Annotated in this window: 13 protein-coding genes, 1 tRNA gene, 1 rRNA gene and 1 pseudogene; 12 read left to right on the top strand and 4 right to left on the bottom strand. The window is 69.5% G+C overall.

Going from position 1 to position 25,474, the window contains the following annotated elements; all coding sequences use genetic code 11:
• The 3 genes from rrf to KUM44_RS27155 form a co-directional block, all read left to right on the top strand.
• Nucleotides 1-95: ribosomal RNA gene (rrf, locus tag KUM44_RS27165) — 5S ribosomal RNA — on the top strand; the annotation flags it as partial.
• Nucleotides 96-209: 114 nt separating this feature from the next.
• Nucleotides 210-872: a DegT/DnrJ/EryC1/StrS family aminotransferase gene (locus KUM44_RS27160; RefSeq protein ID WP_217211978.1), complete on the top strand. Its 663-nt coding sequence runs from the start codon at nt 210-212 to the stop codon at nt 870-872.
• Nucleotides 873-948: 76 nt separating this feature from the next.
• Nucleotides 949-1,024 (top strand) — tRNA-Thr (locus tag KUM44_RS27155).
• Between the two features lie 57 nt (nt 1,025-1,081).
• On the opposite strand, the gene KUM44_RS27150 is transcribed toward KUM44_RS27155, so the two are convergent.
• Entirely contained in the window at nt 1,082-3,826 is a 2,745-nt protein-coding gene (locus KUM44_RS27150) for a SpoIIE family protein phosphatase (protein WP_217211976.1), read from the bottom strand.
• A 378-nt stretch (nt 3,827-4,204) separates the two neighbouring features.
• Here KUM44_RS27150 and KUM44_RS27145 point away from each other — a divergent pair, with 378 nt between their 5' ends.
• The 9 genes from KUM44_RS27145 (at nt 4,205) to KUM44_RS45720 (ending at nt 18,574) form a co-directional block, all read left to right on the top strand.
• Nucleotides 4,205-9,679, top strand: coding sequence for a HAMP domain-containing protein (locus KUM44_RS27145; RefSeq protein ID WP_217211974.1), 5,475 nt, complete (start codon nt 4,205-4,207; stop codon nt 9,677-9,679).
• Between the two features lie 244 nt (nt 9,680-9,923).
• Nucleotides 9,924-10,604, top strand: a complete 681-nt coding sequence (locus KUM44_RS27140) for a two-component system response regulator (protein ID WP_217211972.1) — start codon at nt 9,924-9,926, stop codon at nt 10,602-10,604.
• Between the two features lie 161 nt (nt 10,605-10,765).
• Entirely contained in the window at nt 10,766-13,510 is a 2,745-nt protein-coding gene (locus tag KUM44_RS27135; RefSeq protein WP_254390175.1) for a DNA translocase FtsK, read from the top strand.
• Nucleotides 13,511-13,791: 281 nt separating this feature from the next.
• Nucleotides 13,792-14,622: a helix-turn-helix domain-containing protein gene (locus KUM44_RS27130; RefSeq protein ID WP_217211968.1), complete on the top strand. Its 831-nt coding sequence runs from the start codon at nt 13,792-13,794 to the stop codon at nt 14,620-14,622.
• A 94-nt stretch (nt 14,623-14,716) separates the two neighbouring features.
• A complete protein-coding gene (gene rimO / locus KUM44_RS27125) occupies nt 14,717-16,198 on the top strand; it encodes a 30S ribosomal protein S12 methylthiotransferase RimO (RefSeq protein WP_217211966.1) in 1,482 nt (493 codons plus the stop codon).
• The gene (gene pgsA, locus KUM44_RS27120) at nt 16,195-16,962 is read left to right on the top strand and encodes a CDP-diacylglycerol--glycerol-3-phosphate 3-phosphatidyltransferase (protein WP_217211963.1); all 768 of its coding nucleotides are present in this window, start codon (nt 16,195-16,197) and stop codon (nt 16,960-16,962) included. The genes rimO and pgsA overlap by 4 nt, the downstream gene beginning before the upstream one ends.
• Nucleotides 16,959-17,504 carry a CinA family protein gene (locus tag KUM44_RS27115; protein WP_217211961.1) on the top strand — a complete coding sequence of 182 codons (546 nt, stop codon included), beginning with the start codon at nt 16,959-16,961 and terminating at the stop codon, nt 17,502-17,504. Before pgsA ends, KUM44_RS27115 begins: the two co-directional genes overlap by 4 nt.
• Nucleotides 17,505-17,613: 109 nt before the next feature.
• Nucleotides 17,614-17,994: a helix-turn-helix domain-containing protein gene (locus tag KUM44_RS27110; RefSeq protein ID WP_030960654.1), complete on the top strand. Its 381-nt coding sequence runs from the start codon at nt 17,614-17,616 to the stop codon at nt 17,992-17,994.
• Nucleotides 17,995-18,295: 301 nt separating this feature from the next.
• On the top strand, nt 18,296-18,574 hold the full coding sequence (locus KUM44_RS45720) for a hypothetical protein (protein ID WP_254390174.1): 279 nt from the start codon (nt 18,296-18,298) through the stop codon (nt 18,572-18,574).
• On the opposite strand, the gene KUM44_RS27105 is transcribed toward KUM44_RS45720, so the two are convergent.
• The 3 genes and pseudogenes from KUM44_RS27105 to KUM44_RS27095 all read right to left on the bottom strand — a co-directional run bounded on the left by KUM44_RS27105 (nt 18,522) and on the right by KUM44_RS27095 (nt 25,212).
• Entirely contained in the window at nt 18,522-19,286 is a 765-nt protein-coding gene (locus KUM44_RS27105; RefSeq protein WP_217211959.1) for an SDR family NAD(P)-dependent oxidoreductase, read from the bottom strand. The genes KUM44_RS45720 and KUM44_RS27105 overlap by 53 nt on opposite strands.
• Nucleotides 19,287-19,381: 95 nt before the next feature.
• Nucleotides 19,382-20,200 (bottom strand): annotated as a pseudogene (locus tag KUM44_RS27100) (Fpg/Nei family DNA glycosylase); the annotation flags it as partial.
• Nucleotides 20,201-20,268: 68 nt separating this feature from the next.
• Nucleotides 20,269-25,212: an ATP-dependent helicase gene (locus tag KUM44_RS27095; protein WP_217211957.1), complete on the bottom strand. Its 4,944-nt coding sequence runs from the start codon at nt 25,210-25,212 to the stop codon at nt 20,269-20,271.
• Between the last annotated feature and the right edge of the window lie 262 nt (nt 25,213-25,474).

Here is a 25,474-nt window from a genome sequence, read left to right as displayed (position 1 = left end):
AAACGCCCGGTTACATTCCGAACCCGGAAGCTAAGCCTTACAGCGCCGATGGTACTGCAGGGGGGACCCTGTGGGAGAGTAGGACGCCGCCGAACTCCATTTAATAGGGTTGGTCCCGGAACTTCGGTTCCGGGACCAACCCTTTTTTGTTGTGCGTCACCTGAAGTTCACGTTACGCAACCAACATCCCCCGTATGGGTACTGCTGCAATGCTCAGGGCCGCCGGCGTCGGAGTCGGTGATGAGGTTGTCGTACCGGCCTTCGGGAACGTCGAAGTCGCCAAGGCCGTGGTCCTGGCCGGGGCGCTTCCGGTGTTCGCCGACATAGATCCGCTGACGTACTGCCTGGAGGCCGCCGCTGTGGCGGCGGTCGTGACTCCGCGGACGGCGGCCGTCGTCGCCGTACACCGATTTGGTCGGTCGGCCGATATCGCGCGGTTGCATGAGATCGGTCAGCGGCATGGGCTGTTGGTGTTGGAACAGGGTGAGTCCGAGGTTCCGTACGACGAGATCGCTCAGCGCAGGCAGCGGGCCTCGTATCTGGATGCGAAGTTGAAGGGTGTGCAGACGCCCGACAGTGGTGACGGGCACACCTATCAGCAATATGTCGTGCGGGTGCTGGGGAATGGGCGGCCGGATCGCGATGCCTTCGCTCGGGCCGTGCGGGCCAAGGGTGTTGAGTGCCGAGTGCCGGTGAAGACGCCTGTGCATCGGCTGCCTGAATATCGGCGATGCGTGTCGCTGCCGGAGACCGAGCGGGCCGCTGATGAAACGTTGGCTCTGCCCGTCGATGCCGCTCTGACCAAGCGGGACATGCAGCGGATCGTGTCTGCCTGCAATGCGCTCGGAGGACTGCTCCAGCCCGCCTTCTGATGGGTTTGGGAGCACGGGTGTGTTCGGGGTATGATCTATTCCGTTGCCGCGAGGGGAACTTCGCAAAGGGCAGCAGGCCCCTATAGCTCAGTCGGTAGAGCGTCTCCATGGTAAGGAGAAGGTCAACGGTTCGATTCCGTTTGGGGGCTCCACATAGAAGGCCCCGCCCATTCGGGCGGGGCCTTTCTCATGCCTTCTCCCTGTCTTCCTCAGTCCTTGTGGATGCCCGGAACACGCATCGCAAGGATGGCCATGTCGTCTGACGGGGCATCCGAGGCGAAGCGTTCGACCGCGCGCATGATGCGGGCTGCCACCGCGCCCGCCGTGAGGCCCGTGCAGGTGGTGAGGACATCGGTGAGGCCGTCGTCGCCCAGCATGCGGCTGCCTTCGCGGCGTTCGGTGACGCCGTCCGTGACACACAGCAGGACGTCGCCCGGGTCGAGGGTGACCGTCTGCTCGTAGAGCTCCAGGTCTTCCATGACGCCGAGGAGGGGTTGTGGTTCGGCGGCCGGTTCGACCGTGCCGTCCTGGCGCAGGCGGAGGGGGAGCGGGTGGCCGGCGCAGACCACCTTCAGCTCCGCACTGCCGTCCTCCTGCGGCCTCAACTCGCCGTACAGGAGGGTCAGGAAGCGGCTGCGGGCGCCCTCGTCGAGGATGGCGGAGTTCAGACGCTCCAGGACCGCCGGGCCGCTGAGGCCCTCGCGTGCGAGGAGGCGGAGTGCATGCCGGGCCAGGCCGGTGACTGCCGCCGCGTTGGGGCCCGTACCGCAGACGTCACCGATGGCGAAGCCGTAGGCGCCGTCGCTGATCGGGAAGAGGTCGTAGAAGTCGCCGCCGACTTCGTTGCCCTCGCCGGCCGCGCGGTAGATGACCTCGACCTCGACGCCGCCGATCTCGGGGAGCTCGGGCGGCAGGAGGCTGCGCTGGAGGGACTGGCTGATGGCCGTGCGCTCGGAGTAGAGGCGGGCGTTGTCGAGGGCCAGGGCGGCCCTTCGGGAGAGGTCTTCCGCCAACTCCAGGATTTCCTGGCGGAAGTGTTCGTCCGTCGGTTTGCCGAGGGTCAGCATGCCGATGACGCGGTTGCGGGCCACCAGCGGCAGTACGACCGTCTCGCCGCCGACCGCGGACGCCGTGGCCAGCGTGGGGCCGATGCCGGAGCTGATGCGGCCGATGGGCTCGCCAAGGCCGAGGCTGCGCATGGAGGTGCGCAGGGCCGCTTGGTGGGCCGACTCGGCGGGTGCCGACCAGACTCGGGCGCCCGGGGTCGGGACCGGGTCCGGTGGGGCGATCTTCGACAGCAGGGACTTAATGCCGTCGATGAGCTCCTCGTCCTCGTGCAGGACGTACGACAGGTACGGTTCCGAGGCCTGGTCGGCGATCGTGTAGACCGCGCACCAGGTGGCCAGGGTCGGGACCGTCATCTGGGCCATCAGTGCCAGGGTCTGGTCGCGGTCCAGGGTGCCGGCGAGCAGGTCGGAGGCCTCGACGAGGAAGCTCAGTGAGCCTCGGCGCAGACGTTCCAGTTCGCCCAGGCGGGCCGATTCCACCGCCAGGGCGATGCGGTCGGCGGCGAACTGGAGGCGTAGCGCCTCCTCATTGGAGTATCTGTTGGGGGCTTCCGCGGCGACGCCGAGGGAGCCGGTGAGGCGGCCCTCGACCTTCAGGGGGACCGTGACGACCGAGCGCATGCCCGTGCCCCTCAGCAGGGGGACGGCGCCGGGGACCATGGTGAGGTCCTCGTGAACGGCCGGCATGCGGGCCGAGCCGTAGCGGCCGGGGCCCGCTTCGACGGGTACGCGCGCGAAGCGCTGGCGGGCTGAGGGCAGGCCGGTGGAGGCGCGGACCTCCAGCTCCGTCTCGTCGTCGGTCGCGAGGAGCAGGAACGCGGAGTCGCCGTCGAGCATGTCGCGGGCGCGTTCGACCGTGCGCTGAAGGAGGCCGTCGAGGTCGTCCGGGGCCGGAGAGCCGATGAAGACCTCGAACGGGTCGGTGCTCTGTGCGTCGGACGAGGTGTCGGAGGCCGGGATGCGCAACGGGGTTTGCAGAACAGCGCGTTCGTGGTCGCGGACCAGGAGGCAGACCGTGGAGGGCTCGCCACCGGTGTCTCGGACGCGGAGGTGGGAGGCGTAGACCGGTGTGACACGGCCGTTGGCGCCCCTTATGCCGTAGCTGCCTTCCCAGCGGGAGAGCTGGAGTGCCTCGGCGATACCGGTGCTGGTGCCCGGGGTGTGCGGCCAGGCCGCGAGGTCGGTCAGGGGCTTCCCGGTCACCTGCTCGGCGACATAGCCGAAGAGATCCTCGGCGTCCTCGTTCCAGGACGAGATGGCGCCCGCACGGTCGATCTGGATCACTGCCACGCGGACGCGGCCGTCGGCGAGCGGGAGGAGGTCGGAGGGCAGGGACGGGCCTGCGGCGCGCGTGCCCACGGGGCGTTCGGGGAGGTCCAGTTGGAACCAGACCTGCTTGTGGGTGGGCGTGTACTCGACGCCCCAGCGTCCGGCCAGTGCCGCGCACAGCTGGAGGCCGCGGCCGCCCTCGCGGTCGGGGCTGCCCATGTTGACGGGATGGCCCTGGAGGGGGATCTCGCGCTCCGGATACCGGTCGGCCACCTCGATCCGTACGCCGTCGTCACTTCGCAGACACAGAACGTCCGCGGAAGTGCCCGCGTGGACGACGGCGTTGGTCACCAGCTCGCTGGTGAGGACGACGGCGTCGTCGACGATATCGGCGAAACCCCACCCCTGAAGGGTGTCGCGGACGAAGGAGCGGGCGCTCGCGACCGATCGCCCGACGGGATCGAAGCTGGCTGCCGCGCGCGCGGTGATCACAGAACTCCTCGGCCGGTTGTCGACGTGCAGGGCTCCGAGGCCGACCGGCTCGCGCCGCTGCTGCGGCATGTGCGTGCCCGACGGCCGGTCCGGGGGTTGTCCCCCCGGGATCAGTCCGGTGGTCATGTCCGGCTGTCCCTCCGATGCCCGCTCGTGCTCCTCCTGTCACCGCCCAGGCCGGACGGGACCGGCGCGGCTGGACAGCCGCATGCAAGGTTACTTACCTTCACCGTCCATGCGGATGCCGGTCTGCAGTCTTTCCGTCCGGAGGGTGTGCGGACGATGTGCGAAGCTGCCGAACTGTTATGGCCGGGTTCAGCCAGGGTGAAACACTGGGCAAGCTTCTTGTGAAGGTCCGGGCAGGCTGCGTGACATTCGCGTACCGCGGGCAGCAGCCCGTGGAACGGCCTGGTATATCCGGCAGGAATACCCAGCAGTAACGGGTACGCCGAGCGGTAGCACCCGAGCACAGCAGTAACGGTCGACCCCTGCGGGAGGGACACAGTGGAGTCTGGCGCAGCGACGCGGGGCACTAAGACGCGCGCGAAAGGCGGACAGTCCCTGAGGAACGAACGCAAGACGCGAGGTGGTACCACTGCGGTGGACACGGCTGCCCTGAACCGGCTGCTGGCGGCCCTGGCGTCGATGCGGGACGGGAACTTCCGGAAGCGGCTCACGGTGTCCGGGGACGGCGTGATGTCGGAGATCGCCGCCGTTTTCAACGAGGTGGCCGACCGCAATCTCCACCTCACGGGTGAGTTGTCGCGGGTACGGCGCATGGTGGGACGTGAGGGCAAGCTCACGGAACGGCTGGAGACGGGCGCCTGTGAGGGCTCCTGGGCGACAGCCATCGACAACTCCAACGCCCTCGTCGACGACCTCGTACGGCCCGTCTCCGAGGTCGGCCGGGTGCTGTCCGCGGTGGCCGAGGGTGATCTGTCGCCGCGCATGGAGCTGCGGACGCAGGCACCGGACGGGAGCGGGCATCCGCTGCGGGGTGAGTTCCTCAAGGTCGGGCGGACTGTAAACAACCTTGTCGATCAGCTGTCGACGTTCACCGACGAGGTCACGCGCGTGGCCAGCGAGGTGGGTACCGAGGGCAAGCTCGGCGGGCAGGCACGCGTGCGTGGGATGTCCGGGTCGTGGAAGGACCTCACGGACTCGGTCAACACGATGGCGTACCGGCTGACGGCCCAGGTGCGGGACATCGCGCTGGTGACCACGGCGGTCGCCAAGGGCGATCTTTCGCGGAAGGTCACGGTGCACGTGGCCGGCGAGATGCTGGAGCTGAAGAACACCGTCAACACGATGGTGGACCAGCTGTCGTCCTTCTCGTCCGAGGTGACGCGAGTCGCTCGTGAGGTCGGTACCGAGGGCGAGCTGGGTGGTCAGGCGCAGGTGCCGGGTGTGGCCGGCACGTGGAAGGACCTCACCGATTCGGTGAACCTCATGGCCGGCAACCTGACGGCGCAGGTGCGAGGAATCGCACAGGTGACGACCGCGGTCGCCAACGGTGACCTGTCGCAGAAGGTCACGGTGTCGGCACGCGGCGAGGTCGCCCAGCTCGCGGACACGATCAACCAGATGACCGAGACGCTGCGGATCTTCGCGGACGAGGTCACGCGCGTGGCCAACGAGGTCGGCGCTGAGGGGCGACTGGGCGGCCAGGCGAATGTGCCGGGCGCGGCGGGGACGTGGAAGGACCTGACGGACTCCGTCAACACGGCGTTCCGGAACCTCACCGGACAGGTGAGGGACATCGCCGCCGTCACGACGGCCGTGGCCAACGGTGACCTGTCGCAGAAGGTCACTGTCGATGTCTCCGGCGAGATGCTGGAGCTGAAGAACACCGTGAACACGATGGTGGACCAGCTGTCGTCGTTCGGCTCCGAGGTCACGCGTGTCGCGCGTGAGGTGGGTGTCGAGGGTGAACTCGGCGGGCAGGCCCAGGTGCCGGGGGCCGCTGGGACGTGGAAGGACCTGACGGACTCCGTCAACACGGCGTTCCGGAACCTCACCGGACAGGTGAGGAACATCGCCCAGGTGACCACGGCCGTGGCCAACGGTGACCTGTCGCAGAAGGTCACCGTGGACGTCTCCGGCGAGATGCTCCAGCTGAAGAACACCGTCAACACGATGGTGGACCAGCTGTCGTCCTTCGCCGACCAGGTCACGCGCATGGCCCGGGACGTGGGCACCGAGGGGCGGCTCGGCGGGCAGGCGGTCGTGCCGGGTGTGGCCGGCACGTGGAAGGAGCTCACCGACTCCGTCAACGGAATGGCAGGAAACCTTACGGCCCAGGTGAGGAACATCGCCCAGGTGACCACTGCCGTGGCTCGGGGTGACCTGTCGCAGAAGATCGACGTCGACGCACGCGGCGAGATCCTGGAGTTGAAGAACACCATCAACACGATGGTCGACCAGCTCTCGGGATTCGCCGACCAGGTGACCCGGGTGGCCCGCGAGGTGGGTACCGAGGGTCGTCTCGGCGGGCAGGCGCAGGTGCCCGGCGTCGCCGGTGTGTGGCGGGACCTGACCGACTCCGTGAACGGAATGGCAGGAAACCTTACGGCCCAGGTGCGCAACATCGCGCAGGTCGCCACCGCGGTGGCTCGGGGTGACCTGTCGCAGAAGATCACCGTGGACGCGCGCGGCGAGATCCTGGAGCTCAAGAACACGCTGAACACGATGGTGGACCAGCTGTCGTCGTTCGCGGAGGAGGTCACCAGGGTCGCCCGTGAAGTGGGTACGGAGGGTCAGCTCGGCGGTCAGGCCGAGGTGCAGGGCGTCTCCGGCACCTGGAAGGACCTCACCCAGTCCGTGAACTTCATGGCGAACAACCTGACCATCCAGGTGCGTCAGATCGCCGAGGTCACGACCGCGGTCGCCAAGGGTGACCTGTCGAAGAAGATCACCGTCGACGCCAAGGGCGAGATCCTCGAGCTCGTCACGACCGTCAACACGATGGTCGACCAGCTTTCCAGCTTCGCCGAACAGGTGACCCGGGTGGCCCGTGAGGTGGGCACCGAGGGCATCCTGGGCGGCCAGGCCCATGTGCCCGGCGTCACGGGCATCTGGAAGGACCTCAGCGGCAACGTCAACCTGATGGCCAAGAACCTGACCATGCAGGTGCGGAACATCTCCCAGGTCGCGGCGGCGGTCGCCAACGGTGACCTGACGCGGACGGTGACGATCGAGGCGCGCGGGGAGGTCGCTCAGCTCGCCGACACGTTCAACACGATGGTGAAGACGCTGAGTTCGTTCGCCGACCAGGTCACCAAGGTGGCCCGCGAGGTGGGCACGGACGGCATCCTCGGTGGTCAGGCGCATGTGCCGGGTGTGGCCGGCACGTGGAAGGACCTCACCGAGTCCGTGAACCAGATGGCGTCCAACCTGACCGGTCAGGTGCGGAACATCGCCATGGTCACCACCGCCATCGCCAAGGGTGACCTGACCAAGAAGATCGACATCGACGCTCGCGGCGAGATCCTCGAACTCAAGACGACGATCAACACAATGGTGGATCAGCTGTCGTCGTTCGCCGAGGAGGTCACCCGAGTCGCCCGTGAGGTGGGCACGGAGGGACAACTCGGCGGACAGGCACGCGTGCGTGACGTCGACGGCACCTGGCGCGACCTCACCGAGTCCGTGAACGAAATGGCAGGAAACCTTACTCGGCAGGTGCGAGCCATCGCGCGCGTGGCGACCGCGGTGACCCGAGGCGACCTGAACCTGAAGATCGACGTCGACGCGTCCGGCGAGATCCAGGAGCTCCAGGACTACATCAACAAGATGATCGCCAACCTGCGTGACACCACGATCGCCAACAAGGAGCAGGACTGGCTCAAGGGCAACCTCGCCCGGATCTCCGCGCTGATGCAGGGACGCCGCGACCTGGAGGACGTGGCCTCGCTGATCATGAGCGAACTGACGCCGGTGGTGACCGCGCAGCACGGGGCGTTCTTCGTCGCGATGCCGCTCCTGGACGGCAAGGACCTGGCCGCCGAGAGCTACGACCAGTACGAGCTGCGGATGCTCGGGTCGTACGGCTACTCGATGGGTTCCATGCCGACGTCCTTCCGGCCGGGTGAGGCGCTCATCGGCACGGCCGCGGAGGAAAAGCGCACGATCCTCGTGGAGAACGCGCCCAGCGGCTATCTGAAGATCTCCTCCGGGCTCGGCGAGGCCCCGCCGGCGCAGGTGATCGTCCTTCCGGTGCTGTTCGAGGGCAAGGTGCTCGGTGTGATCGAGCTGGCCTCCTTCACGCCGTTCACGCAGATCCAGAAGGACTTCCTCAACCAGATCGCCGAGATGATCGCGACCAGCGTCAACACCATCTCCGTCAACACCAAGACCGAGGTGCTGCTGAAGCAGTCGCAGGAGCTGACCGAGCAACTCCGGGAGCGTTCGGAGGAGTTGGAGAACCGGCAGAAGGCCCTGCAGGCGTCCAACGCCGAACTGGAGGAGAAGGCCGAGCTGCTGGCCCAGCAGAACCGCGACATCGAGGTGAAGAACACCGAGATCGAGGAGGCGCGGCAGGTCCTGGAGGAGCGCGCCGAGCAGTTGGCCGTGTCGATGCGCTACAAGAGCGAGTTCCTCGCCAACATGTCGCACGAGCTGCGTACGCCGCTCAACTCGCTGCTGATCCTGGCCAAGCTGCTCGCCGACAACGCCGAGGGCAATCTCTCGCCGAAGCAGGTCGAGTTCGCCGAGACCATTCACGGAGCCGGCTCGGACCTGCTCCAGCTGATCAACGACATCCTCGACCTGTCGAAGGTCGAGGCGGGCAAGATGGACGTCTCGCCGACGCGTATCGCGCTCGTTCAGCTCGTGGACTACGTGGAGGCCACCTTCCGGCCGCTGACCGCGGAGAAGGGCCTGGATCTGTCCGTACGGGTCTCCCCGGAGCTGCCGGCCACGCTGCACACCGACGAACAGCGGCTGCTTCAGGTGCTGCGCAACCTGCTGTCCAACGCGGTGAAGTTCACCGACTCCGGATCGGTCGAGCTGGTCATCCGGCCTGCGAGCGCGGACGTTCCCATGAGGATCAGGGAGCAGCTGCTGGAGGCCGGTTCGCTGACCGAGGCGGATGCGCCGCTGATCGCGTTCTCCGTGACCGACACGGGCATCGGGATCGCGGCCAGCAAGATGCGGGTGATCTTCGAGGCGTTCAAGCAGGCCGACGGCACGACCAGCCGCAAGTACGGCGGTACGGGGCTGGGGCTGTCGATCTCGCGGGAGATCGCTCAACTGCTGGGCGGGGAGATCCACGCGCAGAGCGAACCGGGGCGTGGTTCGACGTTCACGCTGTATTTGCCGCTGCACCCGAGCGAACTGCCTCCGAACGGCTATCAGCAGCAGCTGCCGCCTCTCGACGCGGGTGCCCTGGTGGCCTCGGCGGCCGAGCTGGCGGAGCTGTCCGACGTGGAGGTCGAGACGCCGGCCGAGGTGCGGTCGTACCGGGAGACGCAGAACGGCGCCGCGGCGCTCTTCAGGCGCCGCCGCAGGGCCGCGAGCGAGCTCGAGCAGCGTCCGGCGCAGCAGGATCAGTGGTCAGTGGCGGAGCCGGACACGGCGCCGCAGCCTCGGCGGGGCATCCGGTTCGGCGGCGAGAAGGTGCTGATCGTCGACGACGACATCCGTAATGTGTTCGCGCTGACCAGCGTCCTGGAACAGCATGGCCTGTCCGTGCTGTACGCGGAGAACGGCCGTGAAGGCATCGAGGTCCTGGAGCAGCACGACGATGTCGCGGTCGTCCTGATGGACATCATGATGCCCGAGATGGACGGATACGCCACGACCACGGCGATCCGCAGGATGCCGCAGTTCGCCGGACTTCCGATCATCGCGCTGACCGCCAAGGCGATGAAGGGCGACCGGGAGAAGGCGATCGAGTCGGGTGCATCTGATTATGTGACGAAGCCGGTCGATCCCGATCATCTGCTGGCGGTGATGGATCAGTGGATGAGGGAGCAGTGACCGGAGCTGACAGTGTTCACACGGAGTTGCTGACTCAGTGTGCTCGAAGCCGTGTAGAAGTGCGGGATTCGGGGAACCTTCTGGTCTCCTGCTGCGTTTCTGCTACGTGCACAGTGACATCGTGGTGACAGGGTGTGGCGACAGGCGGGGTGCGGCTACCATGACCGGCACGAGGGCGGGCGGCGTAAGGGAGTCGTCCCCTGGGGCGGAGCCCGGTGCACTGCCGGGGCGAGGAGGGCGGGCCATGGTGCAGAAGGCCAAGATCCTCCTGGTCGATGACCGGCCGGAGAATCTGCTGGCGCTGGAGGCGATCCTCTCTGCGCTCGATCAGACCCTGGTACGGGCATCGTCCGGGGAGGAAGCGCTCAAAGCACTGCTGACGGACGACTTCGCGGTCATTCTGCTGGACGTCCAGATGCCGGGAATGGACGGTTTCGAAACCGCGGCGCACATCAAGCGGCGGGAACGGACCCGGGACATCCCGATCATCTTCCTCACCGCGATCAACCATGGCCCGCATCACACCTTCCGTGGCTACGCGGCGGGCGCGGTGGACTACATCTCCAAGCCGTTCGACCCGTGGGTGCTGCGGGCGAAGGTCTCGGTGTTCGTCGAGCTGTACATGAAGAACTGCCAGCTGCGTGAGCAGGCGGCGCTGCTGCGGCTCCAGTTGGAGGGCGGCGGCAAGGCCGCGGGTGGTGACTCGAAGGAGCCGGCGGGCCTGCTGGCCGAGCTGTCGGCGCGACTCGCCGCCGTCGAGGAGCAGGCCGAGGCGCTGTCCAAGCAGCTCGACGACGACTCGGCGGACGCGGCCGCGGTGGCCACGGCGGCTCATCTCGAACGCAAACTCACGGGGTTGCGGCGGGCGCTGGACGCCCTGGAGCCGGGCACCGGGAGCACGTCTTCGGTCCCCTCGCAGAACTGACATCCCGAGGGCGCGTGTTGACGCGCGCCCGTCCAGGGGCCGTCCGGTGTGTGACCGGTCCGTGAACCGGCGTCAGTTCGCGGCCTCCGCAAGGGCGACACGAACGGGTGAAGCAGTGGGCACACGTGTCCGCTGTCGTCTCCACCGGTAACCTCACACCCATGGCCTCACGTCCCTCCGCAGCCAAGAAGCCGCCCGCGAAGAAGGCGGCCGCTTCCGCGAAGGCCCCGGCGAAGAAGGCCGCTGCCAAGAAAGCCCCCGCGAAAAAGGCGCCGGCCAAGAAGGCCGCGGCGAAGAAAGCCGCGCCCGCGCCCAAGCCGGCGCCCAACCCCACGGGGGGCATCTACCGGCTCGTGCGCGCCGTCTGGCTCGGGCTTGCGCACGCGGTCGGCGCGGTGTTCCGCGGCATAGGGCAGGGTGCGAAGAACCTCGACCCGGCCCATCGCAAGGACGGCATCGCGCTGTTGCTCCTCGGGCTCGCGCTGATCGTCGCCGCCGGCACCTGGTCCAATCTGCGGGGCCCCGTCGGCGACCTCGTCGAGATCATCGTGACCGGTGCCTTCGGCCGGCTCGACCTGCTCGTGCCGATACTGCTCGCGGTCATCGGCGTACGGTTCATCCGGCACCCCGAGAAGCCCGAGGCCAACGGCCGTATCGTCATCGGCCTGTCCGCACTCGTCATCGGTGTGCTCGGGCAGGTCCACATCGCCGTCGGCTCGCCGGCCCGCAGCGACGGCATGCAGGCCATAAGAGACGCGGGCGGCCTCATCGGCTGGGGCGCGGCGACTCCGCTGACGTACACCATGGGCGAGGTCCTCGCCGTACCGCTGCTCGTGCTGCTTACGATCTTCGGGCTGCTGGTCGTCACAGCCACGCCTGTCAACGCCATCCCGCAGCGGCTGCGGCTGCTGGGTGTCAAGCTCGGCATCCTGCCCGACCCGGACGAGGACGACGACGAGGCCACCGAGGACGACCAGCGCTACGACGACCAGTGGCGCGAGGCGCTGCCCGCGGCACGCGGCCGTAAGCGCCGTCCGGCCCCCGAGTCCTACGACCCCGACAACGCCGAGCAGGAGGCCCTCTCGCGGCGTCGCGGCCGGCCGAGGCGCTCCGCGGTGCCCCAGCCCGAGATGAACCGTCCCATGGACGCTGTGGACGTCGCCGCGGCCGCCGCTGCCGCGCTCGACGGAGCTGTCCTGCACGGTATGCCGCCCTCGCCGATCGTCGCCGACCTCACGCAGGGCGTCAGTGTGGGCGACCGCGCGGAGACCACGCCGGTGCCGACGCCGGTCCCGGCCGCGCGGCCCAAGCAGGAGAAGCTCCCCAGGAGCGAGGTCCCGGACCTGACCAAGGCCGAGGTTCCCGACCTGACCAAGGCCGCGCCCGACGATGTCCGCGACCTGCCTCCGCGCGCCGAACAGCTTCAGCTGTCCGGTGACATCACCTACTCGCTCCCGTCGCTCGACCTCCTGGAGCGCGGTGGTCCGGGCAAGTCGCGCAGTGCCGCGAACGACGCCATCGTCGAGTCCCTCACCACTGTCTTCTCCGAGTTCAAGGTCGACGCCCGTGTCACCGGCTTCACGCGCGGTCCGACGGTCACGCGTTACGAGGTCGAGCTCGGTCCTGCCGTGAAGGTCGAGCGGATCACCGCGCTGACCAAGAACATCGCGTACGCGGTCGCCAGCCCGGACGTGCGGATCATCAGCCCGATCCCCGGGAAGTCCGCCGTCGGCATCGAGATCCCCAACACCGACCGCGAGATGGTCAACCTCGGTGACGTGCTGCGCCTCGCGGCCGCCGCCGAGGACGACCACCCGATGCTGGTCGCGCTCGGCAAGGACGTCGAGGGCGGCTACGTGATGGCCAACATCGCGAAGATGCCGCATGTGCTGGTTGCCGGTGCGACCGGTTCCGGTAAGTCGTCGTGCATTAACTGCTTGATCACTTCGGTGATGATGCGGGCGACCCCGGAGGACGTCCGCATGGTTCTCGTCGACCCCAAGCGCGTCGAGCTCACCGCGTACGAGGGCATCCCGCACCTGATCACCCCAATCATCACCAACCCGAAGCGGGCCGCCGAGGCGCTCCAGTGGGTGGTGCGGGAGATGGACCTTCGATACGACGACCTGGCGGCGTACGGCTACCGGCACATCGACGACTTCAACGAAGCCGTTCGCAACGGCAAGGTGAAGTCGCCGGAAGGCAGCGAGCGCGAGCTTCAGCCGTACCCGTACCTGCTGGTCATCGTGGACGAGCTCGCCGACCTGATGATGGTCGCGCCGCGTGACGTCGAGGACGCGATCGTGCGCATCACGCAGCTCGCGCGCGCGGCCGGCATCCACCTGGTGCTCGCCACGCAGCGGCCGTCGGTCGACGTCGTCACCGGTCTGATCAAGGCGAACGTCCCCTCAAGGCTCGCGTTCGCCACGTCGTCGCTCGCGGACTCGCGCGTCATCCTCGACCAGCCCGGCGCCGAGAAGCTGATCGGCAAGGGCGACGGGCTGTTCCTGCCGATGGGAGCCAACAAGCCCACGCGTATGCAGGGGGCGTTCGTGACCGAGGAGGAGGTCGCGGCCGTCGTCCAGCACTGCAAGGACCAGATGGCGCCCGTCTTCCGCGACGACGTCACCGTGGGCACCAAGCAGAAGAAGGAGATCGACGAGGAGATCGGCGACGATCTCGATCTGCTGTGCCAGGCGGCCGAACTGGTGGTCTCCACGCAGTTCGGGTCGACGTCCATGCTCCAGCGCAAGCTGCGGGTCGGGTTCGCGAAGGCAGGGCGGCTGATGGACCTCATGGAGTCGCGGGGCATCGTCGGACCGAGTGAAGGCTCCAAGGCTCGTGACGTTCTTGTGAAACCTGACGAGCTGGACGGCGTGCTCGCCGTGATCCGTGGGGAGGCTTAAAGGGAGTCCGGGGCGCAAACGGGACGCAGTGATCGCCTTGCGGACGGGTGGGCGACGGGTCGGTGTCCGATCGTGACTCACCCGTAAGGGATCATTGAGCAACCGTTCCCCTTCGGCGTACGTCAAGTTGAGGGAAGCGCGAGAATCTCGTACTCCGTCATCGGCGTGTCCGGCCATTCCGATGGCGTACAAAGTCCTACCGCCCGGTTGCCCCACCCTTTCGTACCCCCCCTAGACTGAACCTCCAGCACAGGTGGCTTAAACGCTCGAAAGGCGCCCCCGTGTCCATCGGCAACTCCCCTGAAGACGAGCGTCCGTTCGAAGACGTGTCCGACGAAGCCCGCCCCTCGATCGGCCGTGCCCTCCAGCAGGCGCGTATCGACGCAGGGCTGACCGTCGACGACGTCAGTAACGCCACCCGGGTCCGCATCGCCATCGTGCATGCCATCGAGGACGACAACTTCGCCGCCTGCGGCGGCGACGTGTACGCCCGTGGCCACATCCGGACCCTGGCCCGAGCCGTCCACCTCGATCCCGCCCCGCTCCTCGCCCAGTACGACGACTCGCATGGCGGACGGCCGGCGCCGACCCCGGCGGCCCCCCTGTTCGAAGCGGAGCGGATCCGCCCCGAGCGGCGCGGGCCCAACTGGACCGCGGCCATGGTCGCCGCGATCGTCGCCGTGATCGGGTTCGTCGGGTTCACCGCGTTCAAGGGTGAGGGCGAGGGCGGCAAGCCGGCGGTCGCCGAGGGCGGCTCGACGCCGACCGCCGACAAGACCACGCCCACCCCGAAGACCGACAAGCCCAAGGACCCCAAGCCCTCGGACAGCGCCATCGCCGCCGTCCCGCAGGACAAGGTGACCGTCCAGGTCAGCGCCGCCGATGGCAGGAGCTGGATCTCGGCCAAGGACCACAACGGCAAGCTGCTCTTCGACGGCCTCCTCAAGCAGGGCGACACCAAGACCTTCCAGGACAGCGAGAAGATCAACCTCGTCCTCGGTGACGCGGGTGCGATCGACCTGTATGTCAACGGCAAGAAGATCGAGGACGACTGGCAGCCGGGCGCCGTGGAGCGCCTCACCTACACGAAGGGCGACCCGCAGGCCGGATAAGTCAGGCCGAAGGGTTGAGCTGTGGACGGGGTTGGCCAAGATCGGCCAACCCCGTCGACGTGGGCTGTCAGTGAGACAAAGTAGTCTTGAGCCCATGCCTGAACGCCGTACCGTCGCACTCGTCACTCTTGGCTGCGCCCGCAACGAGGTGGACTCGGAGGAGCTCGCAGGCCGTTTGGAGGCGGACGGCTGGGATCTCGTGGAGGACGCCGAGGACGCGGATGTCGCCGTCGTCAACACGTGTGGCTTCGTCGACGCCGCCAAGAAGGACTCCGTCGACGCCCTCCTGGAGGCCAACGACCTCAAGGGGCATGGAAGAACCCAGGCCGTCGTGGCGGTGGGCTGCATGGCCGAGCGGTACGGCAAGGAGCTCGCCGAGGCCCTGCCCGAGGCCGACGGCGTGCTCGGCTTCGACGACTACGCGAACATCTCGGACCGCCTCCAGACCATTCTGAACGGCGGCATCCACGCCGCCCACACCCCGCGCGACCGGCGCAAGCTCCTGCCGATCAGCCCGGCCGAGCGGCAGGAATCCGCGGCCGAGGTCGCACTGCCCGGGCACGCCCCGGTCGATCTTCCGGACGGGCTCGCTCCGGCCTCCGGGCCCCGCGCGCCCCTGCGCCGCCGCCTCGACGGCGCCCCGGTCGCCTCGGTGAAGCTCGCCTCCGGCTGCGACCGGCGCTGCTCCTTCTGCGCCATCCCGTCCTTCCGCGGCTCCTTCATCTCGCGCCGCCCGAGCGACGTGCTGAACGAGACGCGGTGGCTCGCCGAGCAGGGCGTCAAGGAGATCATGCTGGTCTCCGAGAACAACACGTCGTACGGCAAGGACCTGGGCGACATCCGTCTGCTGGAGTCGCTGCTGCCCGAGCTCGCCGAGGTCGACGGCCTTGAGCGGGTGCGCGTCAGCTACCTCCAGCCGGCCGAGATGCGGCCGGGCCTCATTGACGTGCTGACCTCGACGCCGAAGATCGCCCCGTACTTCGACCTGTCCTTCCAGCACTCCGCGCCCGACGTGCTGCGCGCGATGCGCCGCTTCGGTGACACCGACCGCTTCCTGGAACTGCTCGACACGATCCGCAGCAAGGCCCCCCAGGCCGGCGTGCGCTCCAACTTCATCGTGGGATTCCCCGGCGAGACCGAGGCCGACCTCGCTGAGCTGGAGCGGTTCCTGAACGGCGCGCGCCTGGATGCCATCGGTGTCTTCGGGTACTCCGACGAGGACGGCACGGAGGCCGCGACGTACGACAACAAGCTCGACGAGGACGTCGTCGCCGAACGCCTGGCACATGTTTCCCGGCTGGCCGAGGAACTGGTCTCGCAGCGGGCCGAGGAGCGCGTCGGGGAGACCGTGCACGTGCTCGTCGAGTCCGTGGACTCCGAGGACTCGGCGGAGGGTGTGTACGGCCGTGGAGCGCATCAGGCGCCGGAGACGGACGGCCAGGTGCTGCTCACGAGCGGCGAGGGGCTGAGCATCGGTCGTATGGTCGAGGCGAAGGTGGTCGGTACGGAGGGTGTCGACCTGGTGGCCGAGCCGCTTCAGGGCATGCTCGCGTGTAGTGAGGAGGCGGGCAGATGACCGGAGTTCCGGCGTCCGCCGCGGGTGGCTCCTCCCCGGCGGGTGCGGCGGGCAAGGTGAGTGCGGTGGGTTCGTCCAAGACTCCCGGATCGAAGACGGGCGGCGCCGAACCGGGTGCCGGGGGCGGTGCCAAGGCCGCCGCGCGCGGCGGGAAGATCGCGGCCGCGGCCGTCAATCAGGCCAGCGTCTGGAACATCGCCAACCTCCTGACCATGCTCCGGCTGGTCCTGGTGCCCGCCTTCGTCGCACTGATGCTGGCCGACGGCGGATACGACCCGGCCTGGCGCTCCCTGGCCTGGGCGGCCTTCGCCATTGCCATGATCACCGACCTGTTCGACGGCCACCTGGCCCGGACGTACGACCTCGTCACCGACTTCGGAAAGATCGCCGACCCCATCGCCGACAAGGCGATCATGGGGGCGGCGCTGATCTGTCTGTCGGCTCTCGGCGATCTGCCGTGGTGGGTGACGGGCGTCATCCTCGGCCGGGAACTCGGCATCACGCTGCTGCGTTTCATCGTCATCCGGTACGGCGTGATCCCGGCGAGCCGCGGCGGCAAGCTCAAGACCCTCACGCAGGGCGTGGCCGTCGGGATGTACATCCTGGCGCTGACGGGGTGGCTGGCCACTCTGCGGTGGTGGGTGATGGCCGCGGCGGTCGTCCTGACCGTGGTGACCGGGCTCGACTATGTGAGACAGGCCATTGTGCTGCGCAGGCAGGGAATCGCCGAGCGCAAGGCCGCGTTGGAGGAGACGGAAGCGTGAGTTCCCCGGCCGCCGACGTGGTGCGACTACTCGCAGTGAAGGGCGAAACGGTCGCTGTCGCCGAGTCACTGACCGGCGGACTGGTTGCAGCGGAAATCACAGCCGCCCCTGGGGCCTCCAAGGCCTTCCGGGGTTCGGTGACCGCCTACGCCACCGAGCTGAAGCATGAGCTGCTCGGCGTGGACGCCGCCTTGCTGGAGCAGTACGGAGCGGTGAACCCGCAGGTCGCGGCCCAGATGGCAGCCGGTGTACGGAAGGCGCTGCGCACCGACTGGGGCATCGCCACGACCGGTGTCGCGGGTCCCGAGGAGCAGGACGGACAGCCCGTGGGCACGGTCTTCGTCGCCGTGGCCGGGCCCGTTGACGCAGGTTCCGGTTCCGCCGGTGGCGGAAAAGTAGAGGCGTTGCGGTTGAACGGCGACCGTGCGGAAATTCGTATGGAGAGTGTACGGAGCGTACTCGCACTGCTCCTGACAGAGCTTGCGAGCGAACACAGTGGGAATGAGCGGACACAGGATACGGAACGGAACGGGGGGTTTTGATGTTTGCAGCCCTGAGTGAACACGACATCGCTCCCCGCACGGCCGCGGCGCAAGGCGGTACGGTGGGGCGTGAAGGATGCGGCTACGCGGTCCGAGGAGGGAGCCACCGATGATTCTGCTCCGTCGCCTGCTGGGTGACGTGCTGCGTCGGCAGCGCCAGCGCCAGGGCCGTACTCTGCGCGAAGTCTCCTCGTCCGCCCGAGTCTCACTCGGCTATCTCTCCGAGGTGGAGCGGGGGCAGAAGGAGGCTTCCTCCGAGCTGCTCTCCGCGATCTGCGACGCGCTGGACGTACGGATGTCCGAGCTCATGCGGGAAGTGAGCGACGAGCTCGCCCTCGCCGAGCTGGCCCAGTCTGCTGCGGCCACACCCAGCGAGCCTGTACCGGCGTCGGTCCGTCCGATGCTGGGTTCCGTATCGGTGACCGGTGTGCCACCGGAACGGGTGACCATCAAGGCACCTTCCGAAGCGGTGGACGTCGTCGCCGCCTGACGGTGACCACGGTGCGCGTGGGCTGACCACGCGCCGAGGATTTGTGTGGGGCCCCGGCCGGGCCTTCTCCAGGCAGACCTGGGGGAGTGCGGTCGGGGTTTCGTGCTGCACGGGGTCCTTCGGGTCCGTCTCCACGCCCTGCCCGGCCCGTTTGCCGGTGTGTGGCAGGGCAGTCATGGTGGAGGGGTGTGACGGCGCCTGACGCGCTGTGACGACGTTGGCCCGCGCTGCATCCGTGTGCCGTTGGCGCGCCCTCCCGGCGGGTGAACGGGCGGCCTGGCCTCGGGCTGGAGGTGAGCGGATGGCACGGCCGATAGCGCGCTGGGGGGTGGCCCTGGGCCTCGGGGCGCTGTGGTGGTGGGCCGTGCTGAGGCTCGCGCTGGCGCCCGGTGCAGGGACGCTGGAGGCAGCGGTCGCGGCGGGAGGGTGGGGGTTGAGCATGTTGCCGGTGCACTGTGTGCCCAAGGCGCGGGCTGCGGGAGCCGTGGATTCGCGGCGGTGGGCTCAGGCCTGGCTGGCGGGGCGGGCTACCACGGCATCGCCACACCGCCGTTCGGACGCAGGATCTGCCCCGTGGTGAACGCCGAGGCGTCGGACGCCAGGTGAAGCACCGCGTGCGCGATGTCCTCCGGTTCGCCGACCCGGCCGAGTGGTGACATCCGGGCCATGAACGCCTCGGTCCGCGTCTGTGCCGCGGCGTCGTGGCGGTCGGTCATGGGGGTGCGTATCCAGCCCGGGGCGACCGCGTTGACGCGGATGCCGTGCGGGCCCATCTCCGTCGCCAGCGTCTTCGTCAGCTGCACGACGGCCGCCTTGGCCACGCCGTAGCAGAGCAGCCCGGGGCCGCCGGTGTCCACGGCGCCCGAGGCCATGGTGACGATGCTGCCGCAGATGCCCTGGGCGAGCATCGCGCGGGCCGCCTCCTGACAGGCGTACAGCACTCCCTTGAAGTTGACGTCCAGTACTCGGTCGAGGTCTTCGTCACGGGTCTCCAGGACCGTGCTGCTGTGCATGATCCCGGCGACAGCGGCCATCACGTCGAGTCGCTCGCAGGAGGCGACGGCCTGGTGGAGCTGCTCGCGGTCGGTGACGTCGAGATGGTGGGTGCGGGCGGTGCCGCCGCTCGCCTTGATCAGGGTCGCGGTCTCGTGCAGGCCCTGTGCGTCCCGGTCGGCACAGTGCACGGCGGCGCCGGCCTCGGCGAGCAGAACGGCCGAGGCGCGGCCGATGCCGCTGGCGGCGCCGGTGACGAATGCGGTGCGTCCGGTGAGGTCGTACGCCTTGACGGCCATGAAGGGGACGGTACGAGGGTTTCTGACGGGTCGTCAATTGGTCGTACGGCGTGGAGTACTGGGCCCGGGTTCTCGGGTGGAACGGGGAGCCGTGCGCGAGGCGGCGGGCTCGGGGCCGGGCCCGCCTGGCAGTTCGGGCACCAGTAGGTGGGGCGTTCGCGGGAGCCGTCGCCCTGGTTCGCCATGCGGATCGGGGTGGTGCAGCGCAGGCAGGGGCGGTTCGCGCGGCCGTACACGAAGAGGTCCTGGCCGCGGCGGCCCGTCGTACTGCGGATCGGGCGGTCGCGGTTGGCTTCCAGGAGCTTCTTGGCGAGTACGGGCAGTTGGGCGGTGTGCTCGGCGGGGAGTGCGCCGACGGGGAGCCACGGGGTGGCTCGGAGCAGGAAACAGAGTTCGCTCTTGTAGACATTGCCGATGCCGGCGAGGTTGCGCTGGTCCAGCAGGGCCTCGCCGAGGGGGCGGGCGGGGTCGGCGAGGAGGTTGGCGAGAGCGCGGTCGGCGGACCAGTCCGGGCCCAGCAGGTCGGGGCCCAGGTGGCCGACGGCGCGGTCTTCCTCGGCGGTGCGCAGGAGGTCGAGGACGGGGAGGCGGTAGCCGACGGCCGTGCGGGCGGGGCGGGCGTCGGCGGCGGCGAGGATCAGGCGGATCTGGTGGGCGGGCCCGCCCGTCCAGCGCTGCCGGTCGGTGTACACCTTCCAGGAACCTTCCATCCCCAGGTGCGTGTGGACCGTCAGGCCCCCTTCGACGCGGGTGAGGAGGTGTTTGCCGCGCGGGGTGACGTCCAGGACGGTACGGCCGGCGAGGTCGACGGTGGCGTACTGAGGCACCCGGAAGTCGCTGAGGGTCAGCACCTTGCCCGCGAGCGCGGTGTGCAGCCGTTTCGCGGTTTGCCAGACCGTGTCTCCTTCGGGCATGGGTCAAGGGTGGCATGGGTGTGGAGGCGTGTGCGGGTCGTGCGCGGCAGCGCCGTTGGAGGTTCGGGTCAGGCGCGTAGCCGCAGGCCTCGCGGGGTCGCGATGAAGCCCGCTCCTTCCAGGAGGGTGCCTATGGGGGATGTCAGCGCTGAGGTGCCGTTCACTCGCTCGACCGTGACCGTGCCCAGAGAGCCTGCGCGGGCCGCCGCCGCGAGGGCCTCCGCTGCCGTGTGCAGGCGGGGGTCGTCGGTGGGCTCGGTGTCCGGGGCGGAGGGCCAGGCCAGCAGGGTCTTGCCGCCGCGTTCCATGTACAGGGTCAGTTCGCCGTCGACGAGGACCACGAGGGAGCCCGCCTTGCGGCCGGGCTTGTGCCCGGCGCCGGTGGGAGGTTCGGGCCAGGTCAGGGCGGCGCCGTAGACGTTAGCCGGGTCGGCGGCGGCAAGCACGACGGATCGGGTGTCGGCGGTGGGGCGGGAGCGGGAAGCGGACCTTGAGCCGTAGGGACTGCCGCCGTTGTGCCAGGCGGTGCCTTGAGGGGTGGGCGGGCCGCCTCGCGGGGCTCGGTCGCGGGGTGAGACGTAGTCGCCGGGGCCGAGGTGGGCGTCCAGGAAGTCGTGATCGAGGTCGGGGATGTCGTAGGTGGGGGAGCCGTCGGGGTGGTCGTATGCGGGGGTCTCGGACTGACCGGCGTCCGGTGCGGGTGCGCCGAAGGGGGCGGGGGCGTCGGTGGTGTCGTGGGCGGCTGGGCCGGGGAGCTCGTCGCCCCGGTCGCGGGCGTTGGCCACTGCGCGCAGGCGGTCCACCGCGCCGTCCATGGCGAACTGTGCGGCGCCGAGTCCCTCGACCACGTAACCGCGTCGCGCCTGGCCGCTCTCCTCGAAGGCGGACAGGATGCGGTACGTCGCCGAGAAGCCGCCCTCGACGCCCTCCGCGGCGACGGCGCCCCGGGTCACCACGCCGTGTCGGTCCAGGAGAGTGCGGGCCAGGGCGTGGGCCCGCACGGTGGGGTCCGGCTCGTGGGCCGGGAGCAGGGACCAACGTCCGGCGACGGTCGGCGGGCCAGACCGGGAGGCGGGGCGGGCGGCGGCCGTGAGGGAGCCGTAGCGTCCGCGCGGGACCGTGCGCTTGGCGCGGTGGGCGGTGGAGCCCGCGGTGCGGCCCGAGCCCAGCAGGGAGCGCATGGGGGCGAGCGTGTCGTTCGTCAGGCGGCCCGACCAGGCCAGCTCCCAGAGGGCGTCGGCGAGTTGGGGGTCGGTGACGTCGGGGTGGGTGGTGGCGCGGATCTGGTCGGCGATCTGACGGAAGAACAGGCCGTAGCCGCCGGACAGGGCGTCCAGGACGGACTGGTGCAGTGCCGTCAGCTCCAGGGGGTGGGGCTGCGGCAGGAGCAGGGGGGCCGCGTCCGCCATGTAGAGGGAGACCCAGCCGTCCTTGCCGGGGAGTGATCCCGCTCCGGCCCAGACGACCTCGCCGGCGGAGGTGAGTTCGTCGAGCAGCGCGGGGGTGTAGTTCGCGACGCGGGACGGCAGGACGAGCTTCTCCAGCGCGGAGGCCGGTACGGACGCGCCCTGCAACTGCTCGATGGCGCGTACCAGTCCGTCGATGCCGCGCAGTCCGTGGCCCTTGCCGATGTGCTGCCACTGCGGCAGGAACTGGGCGAGTGAGGCCGGAGGCACCGGCTCCAGTTCATGACGCAGGGCAGCGAGGGAGCGGCGGCGGAGGCGGCGCAGGACCGCGGCGTCGCACCACTCCTGGCCGATGCCGGCCGGGTGGAACTCGCCCTGTACGACGCGGCCGCTCGCCGCCAGCCGCTGGAGCGCGCCGTCCGTGATCGCGGCCCCCAGGCCGAAGCGGCCCGCTGCGGTGGCCGAGGTGAACGGGCCGTGGGTGCGGGCATAGCGGGCGAGGAGGTCGCCGAGCGGGTCCTTGACCGGCTCGGTGAAGGCCTCGGGGACGCCCACCGGCAGGGCTGTGCCGAGGGCGTCGCGGAGGCGGCCCGCGTCCTCGATCGCCGCCCAGTGGTCGGTGCCGGCGATACGAACCTTGATGGCGCGGCGGGCACCGGCCAGCTCCTGGGCCCAGTGCGGTTCGGCGCCCCGTTCCGCCAGTTCGGCGTCGGTGAGGGGGCCGAGGAGGCGCAGGACGTCCGCGACGCCCTCGGGGTCCTTGACGCGGCGGTCCTCGGTCAGCCACTGGAGTTCTCGCTCCAGCTCGGTCAGGACCTCGGCGTCGAGCAGCTCGCGCAGCTCCGCCTGGCCCAGCAGCTCGGCCAGCATCCGTGAGTCCAGCGACAGGGCGGCGGCGCGGCGCTCGGCCAGCGGGGAGTCCCCCTCGTACAGGAACTGGGCGACGTAACCGAAGAGGAGGGAGCGCGCGAAGGGGGACGGCTCGGGGGTGGTGACCTCGACCAGGCGCACCTTGCGCGACTCGAGGTCGCCCATCAGCTCGACGAGCCCGGGAACGTCGAAGACGTCCTGGAGGCACTCGCGGACCGCCTCCAGGACGATCGGGAACGAACCGAACTCGCTCGCCACCTGGAGCAGTTGGGCGGCGCGCTGGCGCTGCTGCCACAGCGGGGTGCGCTTGCCGGGGCTGCGGCGCGGCAGCAGCAGGGCGCGGGCGGCGCACTCACGGAACCGGGACGCGAACAGGGCCGAGCCGCCGACCTGATCGGTGACGACCTGGTCGACGTCGCCCTTGTCGAAGACGACGTCCGCCGCGCCGACGGGCGCCTGGTCGGCGTCGTACTCCGTGCCGGCCTTCGTCGGTTCCCGGTCCAGGAGGTCCAGGCCCATGAGGTCGGCGTCGGGCAGGCGCAGGACGATGCCGTCGTCGGCGTGCATGACCTGCGCGTCCATGCCGTACCGCTCGGAGAGCTTCGCGCCGAGGGCGAGCGCCCAGGGGGCGTGGACCTGGGCGCCGAACGGGGAGTGCACGACGACGCGCCAGTCGCCGAGTTCGTCGCGGAAGCGCTCGACGACGATCGTGCGGTCGTCGGGGACATGGCCGCAGGCCTCGCGCTGTTCGTCGAGGTAGGACAGCACGTTGTCGGCAGCCCAGGCGTCCAGGCCGGCCGTGAGGAGGCGGAGGCGGGCGTCGTCCTTGGGCAGGGAGCCGACCTCGCGCAGGAACGCGCCCACCGCGCGTCCCAGTTCCAGCGGACGGCCCAGCTGGTCGCCCTTCCAGAAGGGGAGGCGCCCCGGGACGCCCGGGGCGGGGGAGACCAGGACGCGGTCGCGGGTGATGTCCTCGATGCGCCAAGAGCTGGTGCCGAGTGTGAAGACGTCCCCGACGCGGGACTCGTAGACCATCTCCTCGTCGAGTTCGCCGACCCGGCCGCCGCCCTTCTTGGGGTCGGATCCGGCGAGGAAGACACCGAAGAGGCCGCGGTCGGGGATGGTGCCCCCGGAGGTGACGGCGAGGCGCTGGGCGCCGGGGCGGCCGGTGATCGTGCCGGCGACCCGGTCCCAGACCACACGCGGGCGAAGCTCGGCGAAGGCGTCGGACGGGTAGCGGCCGGCGAGCATGTCAAGCACCGCGGTGAACGCGGACTCGGGCAGGGACGCGAAGGGGGCGGCTCGGCGGACGGTGGCGAGCAGGTCGTCGAACTGCCAGGTGTCCATCGACGTCATGGCGACGACCTGCTGGGCCAGGACATCCAGCGGGTTGGCCGGGACCTTGAGGGACTCGATGGAACCGGTGCGCATGCGTTCGGTGACCACGGCTGCCTGGACGAGGTCGCCGCGGTACTTCGGGAAGACGACGCCGGTGGAGACTGCGCCGACCTGGTGGCCCGCGCGGCCGACGCGCTGGAGTCCGGAGGCGACAGACGGGGGTGACTCGACCTGGACGACCAGGTCGACCGCGCCCATGTCGATGCCCAGTTCGAGGCTGGACGTGGCGACCACTGCCGGGAGACGGCCCGCCTTGAGGTCCTCCTCGACCAATGCGCGCTGTTCCTTCGAGACCGAGCCGTGGTGGGCGCGGGCGATGACCGGGGGCGCGCCCTGGGCCGCGCCCGAGCCGCCCATGAGCTCCGCCGGGGCGTGGTGCTCGTCCAGGGGCTCGCCGGTGGCACGCTCGTAGGCGATCTCGTTGAGGCGGTTGCAGAGACGCTCAGCGAGGCGGCGGGAATTGGCGAAGACGATGGTGGAGCGGTGGGACTGGACGAGGTCGGCGATGCGTTCCTCGACGTGGGGCCAGATCGAGGGGCGTTCCGCTCCTGCGCCCTCGCCGCCGTCGGCGACCGGGGAGCCGCCCAGCTCGCCCAGGTCTTCGACGGGGACCACGACCGAGAGGTCGAACTCCTTGCCCGACTTCGGCTGGACGATCTCCACCTTGCGGTGGGGGGAGAGGTAACGGGCGATCTCGTCGACCGGGCGGACGGTCGCGGAGAGGCCGATGCGGCGGGCGGGCTTCGGGAGGAGGTCGTCCAGGCGCTCCAGGGTGAGCGCGAGGTGGGCGCCGCGCTTGGTGCCCGCGACCGCGTGGACCTCGTCCAGGATCACCGTCTCGATGCCGGTCAGGGCATCGCGTGTGGCCGACGTCAGCATCAGGAAGAGGGACTCGGGGGTGGTGATGAGGATGTCCGGGGGGCGGGTCAAGAGGGCCCGGCGCTCGGCGGCGGGGGTGTCGCCCGAGCGAATGCCGACCTTTACCTCCGGTTCGGGCAGGCCCAGGCGGATGGATTCCTGGCGGATGCCGGTCAGCGGGCTGCGGAGGTTGCGCTCCACGTCAACGGCCAGGGCCTTGAGCGGGGAGACGTAGAGGACGCGGCAGCGCTTCTTGGGGTCGGCCGGTGGGGGTGTGGCCGCGAGCTGGTCGAGGGCGGCAAGGAAGGCGGCCAGGGTTTTGCCCGAGCCTGTGGGGGCTACGACCAGCACGTCCGAGCCCTCGTGGATGGCCTGCCACGCTCCTGCCTGGGCTGCGGTGGGCGCGGAGAACGCACCCGTGAACCAGCCGCGGGTCGCGGGGGAGAAGCCGTCCAGGGCTCGGTGTGGGTTGCTGACCATGCGTCCATCCTGCACCCGGGGACTGACAATGGGGCTGAGCTGGGCGAATGTCCTTGGGGTGTGAGCGGGGGCTCTCCGGCGCTTGCGCGGGGATGCCTGCGGTGGTCCGTTTGGTGGGTCGGGGTTCGCGTACCGCCTGCGGGTTCGTTGTGGGTGGGGGCCGCGTCGGGGGCCCCTTGCCGTCGTATGCGGCTGCGGCATCGCGCACGCTGATCAGCAGCCGCCGTCTTCGCCCAGAACGGATGTACGGCAGGTTCCAGCG

Source organism: Streptomyces sp. AC550_RSS872 (assembly GCF_019049285.1).
Lineage (GTDB): Bacteria > Actinomycetota > Actinomycetes > Streptomycetales > Streptomycetaceae > Streptomyces.
Note: the sequence above shows the minus strand (reverse complement) of the source record. Positions and strands in the feature narration are given on the sequence as shown.

Excerpts from the sequence above, each read along its gene's own strand:
- KUM44_RS27160 (WP_217211978.1), top strand. The coding sequence starts at position 210 with ATGCTCAGGGCCGCCGGCGTCGGAGTCGGTGATGAGGTTGTCGTACCG.
- KUM44_RS27150 (WP_217211976.1), bottom strand. The coding sequence starts at position 3,826 with ATGACCACCGGACTGATCCCGGGGGGACAACCCCCGGACCGGCCGTCG.
- KUM44_RS27140 (WP_217211972.1), top strand. The coding sequence starts at position 9,924 with ATGGTGCAGAAGGCCAAGATCCTCCTGGTCGATGACCGGCCGGAGAAT.
- KUM44_RS27135 (WP_254390175.1), top strand. The coding sequence starts at position 10,766 with ATGGCCTCACGTCCCTCCGCAGCCAAGAAGCCGCCCGCGAAGAAGGCG.
- rimO (WP_217211966.1), top strand. The coding sequence starts at position 14,717 with ATGCCTGAACGCCGTACCGTCGCACTCGTCACTCTTGGCTGCGCCCGC.
- pgsA (WP_217211963.1), top strand. The coding sequence starts at position 16,195 with ATGACCGGAGTTCCGGCGTCCGCCGCGGGTGGCTCCTCCCCGGCGGGT.
- KUM44_RS27110 (WP_030960654.1), top strand. The coding sequence starts at position 17,614 with ATGATTCTGCTCCGTCGCCTGCTGGGTGACGTGCTGCGTCGGCAGCGC.
- KUM44_RS45720 (WP_254390174.1), top strand. The coding sequence starts at position 18,296 with ATGGCACGGCCGATAGCGCGCTGGGGGGTGGCCCTGGGCCTCGGGGCG.
- KUM44_RS27105 (WP_217211959.1), bottom strand. The coding sequence starts at position 19,286 with ATGGCCGTCAAGGCGTACGACCTCACCGGACGCACCGCATTCGTCACC.
- KUM44_RS27095 (WP_217211957.1), bottom strand. The coding sequence starts at position 25,212 with ATGGTCAGCAACCCACACCGAGCCCTGGACGGCTTCTCCCCCGCGACC.